We start from the raw sequence: 11,579 nt of genomic DNA, 5'->3' as shown, positions 1-11,579 counted from the left end.
GAGTGTTTTTGTGGCGCTGACCGCAGCAGTAAAAGAGGAACTTTCGCGCCTCGAGGTAAAAAAATCTTCAGTCCGCAAGGCTGAAGTTTCGGCGATGCTGCGTTTTGCCGGGGGGCTGCACATCATCTCCGGACGCATTGTCATTGAAGCGGAGGTGGACCTTGCGTCCACCGCCCGCAGGCTCCGCTCAGCCATCGCCGAGGTCTACGGCCATGCCAGCGACATTATTGTCGTGTCCGGCGGCGGCCTGCGCCGCGGAAACCGCTATGTGGTGCGCGTGGTCAAGGACGGGGAATCGCTGGCCCGGCAAACCGGGCTGCTCGACTCCCGCGGCCGTCCCGTCCGCGGGCTGCCTTCCGTGGTGGTCAACGGTTCCGCGGCCGACGCCGAAGCCGTCTGGCGCGGCGCTTTCCTAGCGCACGGTTCACTCACTGAGCCCGGACGTTCATCCTCGCTGGAGGTCACCTGCCCCGGACCCGAGGCCGCCCTGGCCCTTGTCGGGTCCGCCCGCAGGATCGGTATTGCGGCCAAGGCGCGCGAGGTCCGCGGAGTGGACCGCGTCGTCATCCGTGACGGGGACACCATTGCCGCGCTGCTGACCCGGATGGGCGCCCACGACGCGCTTATGGTGTGGGAAGAACGGCGGATGCGCAAGGAAGTGCGGGCCACCGCGAACCGGCTGGCGAATTTCGACGATGCGAATCTGCGCCGCTCGGCCCAGGCTGCCGTCGCCGCCGGTGCCCGCGTGGAGCGGGCACTTGAGATCCTGGGCGAGGATGTGCCCGAGCACCTGCGCTACGCGGGTGAGCTTCGGGTTGCGCATAAGCAGGCCAGCCTCGACGAACTGGGCCACCTGGCCGAACCGCCCATGACCAAAGATGCCATCGCCGGGCGGATCCGGCGGCTGCTGGCGATGGCCGACAAACGGGCCGCCGAACTGGGTATTCCGGGTACTGAGTCGAGCGTCACGCCGGAAATGTTGGATGAATAGCGTTATTGCATAGGATGGACTAAGCCTGCTGACTTTTGGCGGCACCATGATTTCCGGACGGGCATTCCGTCCGGATCATCGATCCGACTTTTTTAACGGAGGATTTTCGTGAACGAATACACACTGCCGGAACTGCCGTACGACTACGCAGCCCTGGAACCCCACATCTCCGCGCGCATCATGGAACTGCACCATGACAAGCACCATGCCACCTACGTAGCCGGTGCCAACACGGCCCTCGCACAGATGGCTGAAGCCCGCGAAAAGGGCGAGTTCGGCACCATGACCAAGCTCTCCAAGGATCTGGCCTTCCACCTGGGCGGCCACACCAACCACAGCATCTTCTGGAACAACATGTCCCCGGACGGCGGCGACAAGCCCGAAGGCGAACTCGCAGCGGCCATCGACGAGTTCTTCGGATCCTTCGACAAGTTCCGCGGCCAGTTCACTGCCGTGGCCAACTCCATCCAGGGCTCCGGCTGGGCCATCCTGGCGTACGAACCGCTGGGCAAGAACCTGGTCATCGAGCAGCTCTACGATCAGCAGGGCAATGTTCCCGTGGGCACCATCCCGCTGCTGATGCTGGACATGTGGGAGCACGCCTTCTACCTGGACTACGTCAACGTCAAGGCTGATTACGTCAAGGCCTTCTGGAACATCGTCAACTGGGCCGATGTCGCGGCACGCTTCGAGGCAGCCCGCACCGGCGCACAGGGCCTGATCGTTCCGGCCTAGTCCGCACCGCAACAGCACGAATCTGACACTGTCCCGGTCCCTACGGAGACTGTGACGCGTAAGATATTCCGTAGGTCACCGTCCTGCCCGATGCTCCGGCATCGGGCAGGGCGGAGACACGGCGCCACGGCCGGATGTATTCCCCCAGCGGAGGTTGTCAGGCCGCAGTCAGTCCGGTGGCTTCTTACCGAGGTCACTCAGTTCTCAATTGACCCCCTATCAAGGAGACAGAAAAGTGACTACTCGTGTTGGAATCAACGGATTCGGACGTATCGGCCGCAACTACTTCCGCGCCGCGCTGGAGCAGAACGCGGATCTGGACATCGTCGCCGTCAATGACCTCACCAGCCCGGAAACCCTGGCCCACCTGCTGAAGTACGACTCCGTGACCGGCCGGCTGGGCGCCGACCTTGAAGTGCGGGACGGCAACATTGTTGTCGGCGGCAAAACCATCAAGGTACTGGCCGAACGAGACCCCGCGAACCTGCCCTGGGCTGACCTCGGCGTGGACGTGGTCATCGAGTCCACCGGCTTCTTCACCAAGGCTGAAGACGCAAAGAAGCACCTTGACGCAGGTGCCAAGAAAGTACTGATTTCCGCGCCGGGCAAAGGCTCCGACATCACCATCGTGATGGGGGTCAACGACTCCGAGTACGATCCCGCAACCCACAACATCATCTCCAACGCGTCCTGCACCACCAACTGCCTGGGCCCGCTGGCCAAGGTGCTCCATGAGGCCTTCAGCATTGAACGCGGCCTGATGACCACCGTGCACGCCTACACGGCAGACCAGAACCTGCAGGACGGCCCGCACCGGGACCTGCGTCGGGCCCGCGCTGCCGCCCTGAACATTGTGCCCACCACCACCGGTGCCGCGAAGGCCATCGGGCAGGTCCTGCCGGAGCTGGACGGGAAGCTGGACGGGTTCGCCCTGCGGGTACCCGTTCCGACCGGATCGGTAACGGACCTGACCGTGACCGTGGGACGGGAAGCCACCGTCGAAGAGATCAACGATGTTTACAAGACTGCCGCGAACGGGCCGCTGGCGGGCATCCTGCGCTACACCGACGAGCCCATTGTCTCCTCCGACATCGTTACCGATCCTGCCTCCTGCATCTTCGATTCCGGGCTGACGCGGGTGATGGGCAACCAGGTGAAGGTTGTGGGCTGGTACGACAACGAATGGGGCTACTCCTGCCGCCTGGTGGACCTGACGTCCCTCGTCGCCTCGAAACTTTAACCGACCGCACGCAAAGGTAGAAATGACTGTCAAAACTCTCTCCGACCTGATCAGTGACGGCGTCGACGGCAGGTACGTCCTGGTCCGCTCGGACCTGAACGTACCTCTGGCGGACGGCCGGGTCACCGACGACGGCCGCATCCGGGCTTCCATTCCCACGCTCCAGAAGCTCGTGGAGCACGGCGCGAAAGTCATCGTGATGGCGCACCTTGGCCGCCCCAAGGGCACGCCGGACGAAAAGTATTCCCTGCGTCCCGCCGTCGACCGGCTCGACGAGCTTTCCCCGTTCGCCGTGGAGTTCGCCGATGACGTCGTCGGAGACAGTGCGCAGGCGCGTGCCGGATCCCTCGCCGCAGGTTCCGTGCTGGTGCTGCAGAACATCCGCTTCGATCCGCGCGAAACATCCAAGGACGACGGCGAACGCCAGGCCCTGGCGCGGGACCTGGCAGCGCTGACCGGAGACAACGGTGCCTACGTGGATGACGCCTTTGGCGCCGTCCACCGCAAGCACGCCAGCGTCTACGACATCGCCGAGATTCTGCCCGCTTACGAAGGGGACCTCGTGCACACAGAGGTTCAGGTCCTCAAGCGGCTGACCGAAAACCCCGAAAAGCCCTATGTTGTGGTGCTGGGCGGCTCGAAGGTTTCGGACAAACTCGCCGTCATCGAGAACCTGATGGACCGTGCCGACTACCTGCTGGTCGGCGGCGGCATGGTCTTCACCTTCCTGGCCGCACAGGGCTACAACGTGGGGGCGTCCCTGCTTGAAGCGGACCAGATCGAGAACGTTAAGGGCTACCTGAGCCGGGCCAAGGAGGTCGGCTGCGAGTTCGTGCTGCCTACCGACATTGTGGTGGCGGATAAATTCGCCGCCGACGCCGACGTCGCCACCGTTCCTGCCGATGCCATGGAATCCAGCCGGTTCGGCGCTTCGGGCATCGGCCTGGATATCGGCCCGGACTCGGCCGATGCGTTTGCCGAACATATCGGCAAGGGCCGGACCATCTTCTGGAACGGACCGATGGGTGTGTTCGAGTTCGAAGCCTTCGCCAACGGTACGCGCGCCGTGGCGCAGGCCCTCAAGGACTCCTCCGGCTTCAGCGTCGTCGGCGGCGGCGACTCCGCGGCCGCCGTCCGCAAGCTGGGCTTCTCCGAGGCCGACTTCGGGCACATCTCCACCGGCGGCGGCGCCAGCCTGGAGTACCTGGAAGGCAAGGCCCTTCCGGGCCTTACCGTCCTGGATAAGTAGTTTTTCGGTGCGGGTCCGCCGCCGGGTAACCGGCGCGGGCCCGCACCTGCATGTCCCATCCCGCCCGGCCCGCACGGCCGGTGCACCGCGAGTTAGAAACCGGAGCAACCATGACAACCTCCACGAACGGGAAGTTCGACCGTACACCCCTGATCGCCGGCAACTGGAAGATGAACATGGACCACGTCCAGGGCATCACGCTGCTGCAGAAGCTCGCCTGGACGCTCAGCGACGCACGCCACGACTTCGGCCGGGTGGAGGTAGTGGTGTTCCCGCCCTTCACCGACCTGCGCAGCACCCAGACCCTGGTCCAGGGCGACAAGCTCAAGGTGGAGTACGGGGCGCAGGATCTGTCCGCGTTTGATTCCGGCGCCTACACCGGTGACGTCTCCGGCCAGTTCCTCTCCAAGCTCGGGTGCAGCTACGTCCTGGTCGGCCACAGCGAACGGCGCTCCGTACATGGAGAAAGCGATGAACTGCTGAACGAGAAGCTCAAGGCGGCCTACCGGCATAACCTGGTGCCCGTGCTCTGCGTCGGTGAAGGCCTCGAAGTCCGCCAGGCCGGGGACCACGTGCTGCACACCCTGGAGCAGGTTCGCAAGGATCTTTCCGGCCTGGACGCTGAGCAGGTGGCCAGCCTGGTCATCGCCTACGAACCCGTATGGGCCATCGGCACGGGTGAAGTTGCCGGGCCGGAGGACGCACAGGAAATGTGCGCTGCCATCCGCGCCGAAATCGCGGATCTGTACGACGACGCCACCGCGGCCAAGACCCGGCTGCTGTACGGCGGCTCGGTCAAGGCAGCCAATGCGGCCAGTATTCTGGGCGAGCGTGACGTGGACGGCGTGCTGGTGGGCGGCGCCAGTTTGGATGTAGGCGAATTTGCTAATATTGTCAGGTTCGAACAACATCTGGTGACTGACTGAACTGCCGCTGAAGGGCGCCGCAGCGGCGTCCCCAATCCATGAGTCACCCGAAAGGCCGTAAGTGGAAATTCTGAAGATCATCCTGCTGGTGCTTCTCGCCATCACGAGCCTGCTCCTGACCCTGCTGATCCTGCTGCACAAGGGACGCGGCGGCGGCATGTCGGACATGTTCGGCGGCGGCATGACCAGCAGCCTCGGTTCCTCCGGCGTTGCCGAGAAGAACCTGAACCGCTTCACGGTGGGGCTGGCACTGTCCTGGGGCCTGGTCATCGTGGCACTCGGCCTGATCCAGCGCTTCGCCGGCGAAGCCTAAAACAGACCAAAGACAGCAGAAGGCCCCCGGCGGTTTCGCCGGGGGCCTTCTGCGTGCGGCTCGTTATTCGTCGTCGTCGTCCGTACCGCCGTGCGCCTGCTCGGAATCGAGCAGGCGGCGGGAGAGCTGCGCCGCCGCCGCCTGGTCAATGAGCCAGCGGGTCTTGGTCCGCCCGCGCGCACCGGCAGCCGGAACCTGGACGGGGCCGGCACCGGCCAGGGCCAGGCCCACGGCGCCGGCCTTGTCGTCTCCGGCGACTCCCAGCCAGACCTCTTCAGCGGTGTTAATCGTTTCCAGGGTCAGGGAGATCCGTTCCGGCGGCGGTTTGGGGGCGTCCCGCACCGCCACCGTGGTGGCACCGACAGCCCGCACCCCCGGCGTTTCCGGAAAGAGCGAGGCAATGTGCGCATCCGGGCCCACCCCCAGCAACAGCACGTCGAAGCGGGGCAGGCGCGGGTCAACGGGCTCAAATCCCGGCGCGAGCACTTCGGCGGCGGCTGCGTCGGCCAGCTGCAGCGCATAATCAGCTGCCGCCTCTTCCACGGTTGCCACGTCGTCAGACGTGGCAACCGCGTGGATACGCCCGGCGGGAACGCCAAGCGGTTCCAGCATGGCCTGACGGGCCTGGAGGGAGTTCAGTTCCGGATCACCCTGCGGCAGGAACCGTTCGTCACCCCACCAGAAGTTGACCCGGGTCCAGTCCACCGCAGTGCGGGCGGGATTCGCAGCGACGGCTTCGAGCGCGGCGATGCCCACGCTCCCGCCCGTGAGGACTACCGTGGCCTCGCCGCGGCGGCTCTGCACATCAACGAGTTTGGTGATCAGACGGGCCGCAATGGCCGAGACCAGCGCCTGCGGATTCGGATGGATGCTGACGCCGTTGGGGGAGTGCCTCATGCGCTGGCCCCTTCCTGGGACAGACACGCTGCCAGTCCCTCAGTGAGTACTTCTCCAAACACTTCGTCCGGGTCCAGCCGGCGAAGTTCCTCCGCCAGGCAGTCCCTCAGGGTGCGGCGCGGAAGTGAAATCTGCTGTTCGGGCTGTCCCGGCTGGGTGAGGTGGGCCGTGACCTGGTCCGGCCGCGCCAGCACCACGTCGCCTTCCGGCCGCCGGAACTGCACCCGGTGGATTCCCGTCCCCGTTTCGCCTTCGATGATCTCCACCGGTACGCCCAGTGCCTTCTTCAGCCATGCGGCCAGGAGGAAGGTGCTGGCCGAGTCCGATGCTCCCTCGACGACGGCGGACTGCACCGGCGCAGGTCCTGCGCCGTCCAGGACAGCGGCCAGCTGGACCCGCCAGTTGGTGAGCCGCGTCCAGCTCAGGTCCGTGTCGCCCGCTGCGTAGGTGTCCGCAAGGCGCAGCAGCGCTTCCTTTGGGTTCGGCTCCGTCGCTGCGTCGGTAATCCGCCGGTGCGCTATGCATCCCAGCGGCGTCTGTGCCGGGTTTTCCGGTACGCCGTGCGGCCACCACACCACGATGGGGGCATCGGGGAGCAGCAGCGCCGAGACCAGGGACTCGCTTTCACCGGCAAGCTCCCCGTGGCCGGACAGGACAATAACCTCGGAAGCGCCGGCGTCGCCGCCGACCCTGATCTGCGCATCAAGCCGCGTGGGGTCAGTGGGGCTGCCCTCCGCCAGCACGATAATGCGGCAGGGGTGTTCCCGGCTGGCTTCGTTGGCGGCCGCAATGGCCTCCTCGACGAAGTCGGGCTGGGTGTCCACCACCAGCGTCAGGACCCGGCCGAGAGTCACCACGCCGCCCTTTTCACGCATGGCAACTATTTCCTTGGACACCTTGGAGGTAGTGGTGTCCGGCAGGTCAACTATCACGGCCTTCTCCAGGTCCTTCCGTCTTGGGCGAGCAGTTCGTTGGCGGAGTCCGGGCCCCAGCTGCCCGGGGCATACGGCTCGGGCTGCTCCTGGAGCGAGGCCCAGTACTCCTCGAAGGGGTCCACGATCTTCCAGGACAGCTCCACTTCCTGGTGGCGGGGGAAGAGCGGCGGCTCGCCCAGGAGTACGTCCAGGATGAGGCGTTCGTAGGCCTCCGGGCTGGATTCGGTGAAGGAGTGGCCGTAGCCGAAGTCCATCGACACGTCCCGGACCTCCATCTGCGTGCCGGGCACCTTGGAACCGAACCGGATGGTGGCGCCCTCATCCGGCTGCACCCGGATCACGACTGCGTTCTGGCCAAAGTCGTCATCATTGTGCTCACGGAACAGCAGGTTGGGGGAGCGTTTGAAGACCACGGCGATCTCGGTGACTCGGCGGCCCAGCCGCTTACCCGCCCGCAAGTAGAACGGGACGCCGGCCCAGCGGCGCGTATTGATGTCCAGGCGGATGGCGGCGAAGGTCTCGGTCCTGGATTCGGGGTTGAAACCCTCCTCCTCCAGGAACCCGGTGACCTTTTCCCCGCCCTGCCAGCCGCCGGTGTACTGGCCCCGTGCCGAGCTGCGGGAAAGGTCCTTGGGCAGCCGCACGGCGGCCAGTACCTTTTCCTTTTCGGCCCGCAGATGATCGGCATCGAAGGAGATGGGCTCTTCCATGGCGGTGAGCGCCAGGAGCTGGAGCAGATGGTTCTGGATGACGTCGCGTGCAGCACCCACGCCGTCGTAATACCCGGCGCGGCCGCCGATGCCGATGTCCTCCGCCATCGTGATCTGCACGTGGTCCACGTGGTTGGCGTTCCAGATCGGTTCGAACAGCTGGTTGGCGAAACGCAGGGCCAGGATGTTCTGGACGGTTTCCTTGCCCAGGTAATGGTCAATCCGGAAGACGGAGTCCGCCGGGAAAACCGACTCCACCACGTTGTTCAATTCACGCGCGGACTTCAGGTCGTGGCCGAACGGCTTCTCGATCACCACCCGCCGCCACTTGCCCTGCGAGGTTTTGGCGAGTCCGTGTTCGGAGAGCTGCTGGCAGACCTGCTCAAAGGACTTGGGCGGAACGGAAAGGTAGAAGGCATGGTTGCCGCGCGTACCGCGTTCGGCGTCCAGGTCCTCCAAGGTCCTCTTGAGCTGCCCGAACGCCTCATCGCTGTCGAATCCGCCTTCAACGAAGCGGATGCCCTCCGACAGCTGCTTCCACACGTTCTCGTTGAAGTCGGTCCGGGCGTAGGCCTGCACGGACTCCTTCACCTGGGCCGCGAATTCCTCATTGCTCCAGGGCCTGCGGCCGAACCCGACCAGCGAAAAGCTTGGCGGCAGCAACCCGCGGTTGGCCAGGTCGTAGACGGCAGGGATTAGCTTCTTGCGCGCCAGGTCTCCGGTCACCCCGAAGATCACCAGGGAGGACGGCCCTGCAATCCGGCTCAGCCGCCGGTCCCGCGGGTCCCGGAGCGGGTTTCCCCTGCCGGTCTTCTCCTCTGCGGTCATCTACTTGCTACCGCCTTCAGCGGACAGGGACTCTACAACGTTTTCGATTTCGCGCACGCCTTCCTCCCGGTCGAGCAGGTGCAGGCGCAGGACGGGACGGCCCTGATCGGCCAGAACGGACGCATCCCCGGCAGCCTGGGCGCTGATCAGCTCTCCGAAGGTGAAGGGACGGTCCGGGATGGCCACGTCAGTGGCGGGACGGCCGGTGATCTGCAGGTAGACACCTTCCGCCGGTCCGCCCTTGTGGAACTGGCCGGTGGAATGCAGGAACCGCGGTCCCCAGCCGAAGGTCACCGGACGCCCGGTGGCGGCGGCGAGGCCGGCACGGATATCGGCCAGGCCGGCCTGCCGGCCGCGGTCCAGGTAGGCCTGGACACTCAGGTAGCCATCCGGGCCCAGTTCGCCCAGCAGCGCGCTCAGCGCGCCGCGCAGGGTGTTTGCCGTTCCCAGCAGCGCCGCGGGGCCGCGGACCTCGACGGACCCGTCGACAAAGGCGGGTTCCGTGGCCTCCGGAGTGGCATCCAACAGTCCGCGCGCCGCTTTCTTGGCGGCTTCCACGTCCGGCTGGTCAAACGGATTGATGTGCAGCAGGCGGCCGGCCACGGCGGTGGCGAACTCCCACAGCACCATCTGGGCGCCGAGGCTGCCCGCAACCAGCACCTGGTTGCCCTCCGGAAGGGCCTCGGAGTCTGCGGGGACAATGCGTACGGTCAGGATATCGGCCGCGTCCCAAACGATCTCCGGTGCACCGGGCTCGACGACGACGGGCAGCACACCGGTTCCCAGCTTGCCCGTGGACTCGGCAATCAGCTGCTCGGCCCAGTCGGGGAAACCGGCAAGCCCGGAACCCTCGTCCACAATGACAATCTTGTTGCGCAGCGGATCGGTGCCGCCCAGGGCCGCGCCGAGTTCCAGACCCATGTTGTCCGGGGCGTCGTCGCGCAGGATCTCCACGGTCATTTCCGCATCGTCCAGCAGGGCCTCAATGTCGGCACCGGCCAGGCCGGAGGGCACCAGCCCGAAGGCCGTCAGGGCCGAATAGCGTCCGCCGACGTTGGGATCGGCGTTGAAGACGGCACGGTAGCCGGCCTCCCGTGCAGCGGCATCCAGCGGAGATCCGGGGTCCGTGACCACGACGATGCGGGACTTGGCATCAATCCCGGCATCGGTGAAGGCCTGTTCGAAGACCCGGCGCTGGGAGTCCGTCTCCACGGTGGAGCCGGACTTCGAGGACACCACAATCACGGTTTCGGCCAGGCGCTCACCCAGGGCGGCTGCCACCACATCCGGGTCGGTTGAATCGAGGACCGTCAGGTCCACTCCCGCAGAGCGGGTAATGACCTCCGGCGCCAGGGAGGAACCGCCCATGCCGGCCAGGACCACGCGGGTCACCGACTCGGCGGCGAGCTCCTCCCGAAGCGCCGCAATCTGTCCCAGCAGCGGCCGGGAACTCACGCCGGGGTTCAGCCAGCCAAGGCGGATGGACGCCTCGGCTTCGGCGTCGGGACCCCAGAGTGTGGGGTCCTGGGCGACCAGGCGCGACGCGACTTCGTCGCCCACGAGTTCGGGCACGTGGGCATCTACTGCTGCGCGTGCTGCTCCGGCTGCTTCAAAGGACAGTGTGGCCATTTTTTCCTACGCCTCTTTCGCGGTATCCAGTGCGGTCTGAACGGTCTCGAGCAGTTCGCCCCAGCTGACCACGAACTTATCGAGGCCTTCGGTCTCCAGCTGCTCCACGACGTCGTTGTAGGAGATCCCCAGTCCGTCCAGGCGGTCCAGGACGTCGTTGGACTCTTCGTAGGTGCCGGCAATGGTGTTGCCGGTAACCTCGCCGTGGTCGGCGGTGGCGTCCAGGGTCTTCTCCGGCATGGTGTTCACGGTTTCCGGAGCCACGAGTCCCGTGACGTACAGGGTGTCCGGCAGGGCCGGGTCCTTGACGCCGGTGGAGGCCCAGAGCGGACGCTGCGCGTTGGCACCTGCGGCGGCCAGCACCTGCCAGCGTTCAGTGGCGAACTGCTCCTCGAAGACCTGGTAGGCCAGGCGGGCGTTGGCCAGGCCGGCCTTGCCCTTCAGCGCGGTGGCCTCGTCGGTGCCGATGCCGTCCAGGCGCTTGTCGATCTCGGCGTCCACGCGGGAGACGAAGAAGGAGGCCACGGAGTGGATGGTGGACAAGTCGTGTCCGTTCTCCTTGGCCTGCTCGATGCCGACCATAAACGCGTTGATGACCTCGCGGTACCGCTCCAGCGAGAAGATCAGGGTGACGTTAACGCTGATGCCCGCAGCCAGTGTGGCGGAAATGGCCGGCAGGCCTTCCTGCGTGGCGGGGATCTTGATCAGGACGTTCGCGCGGCCGACCTTGTCGAAGAGTTCCTTCGCCTCGTTGATGGTGCCCTGGGTATCCCGGGACAGGCGCGGATCCACTTCAATGGATACGCGGCCGTCAACGCCGTGGGTTGCCTCATAAACGGGCGCGAACACGTCGCAGGCCTGGATGACGTCATCGGTGGTGATTTCGAAGACGGACTTGTCGACGTCGGCACCGGAGCGGGACAGCTGCTGCACCTGGGCGGCGTAGGACTCGCCGTTGGCCAGGGCCGCAGCGAAGATGCTCGGGTTGGTGGTGACGCCTACGACGTTCTTCTCGTCGATGAGCTTCTTCAGCGAGCCGGAGACAATCCGTTCGCGGGAAAGGTCGTCCAGCCAGATGGACACACCGGCTTCGGAAAGCGCGGCGGTGGGTGTGGAAGTCATGGTG

The 11,579-nt window shown here is 65.6% G+C and carries 11 protein-coding genes; 6 read left to right on the top strand and 5 right to left on the bottom strand.

Annotated elements, in window-relative coordinates; translation table 11 throughout:
* Window positions 1–10: 10 nt before the first annotated feature.
* The 6 genes from whiA (at window position 11) to secG (ending at window position 5,454) form a co-directional block, all read left to right on the top strand.
* Complete coding sequence (gene whiA / locus AC5RTS_RS01235; protein WP_493990248.1) at window positions 11–991, top strand: DNA-binding protein WhiA; 981 nt, start codon at window positions 11–13, stop codon at window positions 989–991.
* Window positions 992–1,099: 108 nt separating this feature from the next.
* Window positions 1,100–1,726, top strand: coding sequence for a superoxide dismutase (locus tag AC5RTS_RS01230; RefSeq protein WP_493990247.1), 627 nt, complete (start codon window positions 1,100–1,102; stop codon window positions 1,724–1,726).
* A 235-nt stretch (window positions 1,727–1,961) separates the two neighbouring features.
* A complete protein-coding gene (gene gap, locus AC5RTS_RS01225; RefSeq protein WP_493990246.1) occupies window positions 1,962–2,966 on the top strand; it encodes a type I glyceraldehyde-3-phosphate dehydrogenase in 1,005 nt (334 codons plus the stop codon).
* A gap of 22 nt (window positions 2,967–2,988) precedes the next feature.
* The gene (locus AC5RTS_RS01220) at window positions 2,989–4,215 is read left to right on the top strand and encodes a phosphoglycerate kinase (RefSeq protein WP_493990245.1); all 1,227 of its coding nucleotides are present in this window, start codon (window positions 2,989–2,991) and stop codon (window positions 4,213–4,215) included.
* 110 nt (window positions 4,216–4,325) lie between these two features.
* Window positions 4,326–5,141 carry a triose-phosphate isomerase gene (gene tpiA, locus AC5RTS_RS01215; RefSeq protein ID WP_493990244.1) on the top strand — a complete coding sequence of 272 codons (816 nt, stop codon included), beginning with the start codon at window positions 4,326–4,328 and terminating at the stop codon, window positions 5,139–5,141.
* 61 nt (window positions 5,142–5,202) lie between these two features.
* Complete coding sequence (secG, locus tag AC5RTS_RS01210; RefSeq protein ID WP_493990243.1) at window positions 5,203–5,454, top strand: preprotein translocase subunit SecG; 252 nt, start codon at window positions 5,203–5,205, stop codon at window positions 5,452–5,454.
* A gap of 63 nt (window positions 5,455–5,517) precedes the next feature.
* Here the strand turns inward: secG and pgl are convergent, their stop codons facing one another.
* The 5 genes from pgl to tal are packed head-to-tail and all read right to left on the bottom strand — an operon-like array spanning window position 5,518 to window position 11,575.
* The gene (gene pgl / locus AC5RTS_RS01205; RefSeq protein ID WP_493990242.1) at window positions 5,518–6,351 is read right to left on the bottom strand and encodes a 6-phosphogluconolactonase; all 834 of its coding nucleotides are present in this window, start codon (window positions 6,349–6,351) and stop codon (window positions 5,518–5,520) included.
* Window positions 6,348–7,283 carry a glucose-6-phosphate dehydrogenase assembly protein OpcA gene (locus AC5RTS_RS01200; RefSeq protein ID WP_493990241.1) on the bottom strand — a complete coding sequence of 312 codons (936 nt, stop codon included), beginning with the start codon at window positions 7,281–7,283 and terminating at the stop codon, window positions 6,348–6,350. Before AC5RTS_RS01200 ends, pgl begins: the two co-directional genes overlap by 4 nt.
* Window positions 7,280–8,824, bottom strand: a complete 1,545-nt coding sequence (zwf, locus tag AC5RTS_RS01195; protein WP_493990240.1) for a glucose-6-phosphate dehydrogenase — start codon at window positions 8,822–8,824, stop codon at window positions 7,280–7,282. Before zwf ends, AC5RTS_RS01200 begins: the two co-directional genes overlap by 4 nt.
* Window positions 8,825–10,453, bottom strand: coding sequence for a phosphoglucose isomerase-related protein (locus tag AC5RTS_RS01190; RefSeq protein ID WP_493990239.1), 1,629 nt, complete (start codon window positions 10,451–10,453; stop codon window positions 8,825–8,827). It lies immediately after the preceding gene.
* A gap of 6 nt (window positions 10,454–10,459) precedes the next feature.
* Complete coding sequence (gene tal / locus AC5RTS_RS01185; RefSeq protein WP_493990238.1) at window positions 10,460–11,575, bottom strand: transaldolase; 1,116 nt, start codon at window positions 11,573–11,575, stop codon at window positions 10,460–10,462.
* Between the last annotated feature and the right edge of the window lie 4 nt (window positions 11,576–11,579).

The sequence above is a fragment of the Arthrobacter sp. MDT1-49-2 genome, assembly GCF_059090185.1.
Note: the sequence above shows the minus strand (reverse complement) of the source record. Positions and strands in the feature narration are given on the sequence as shown.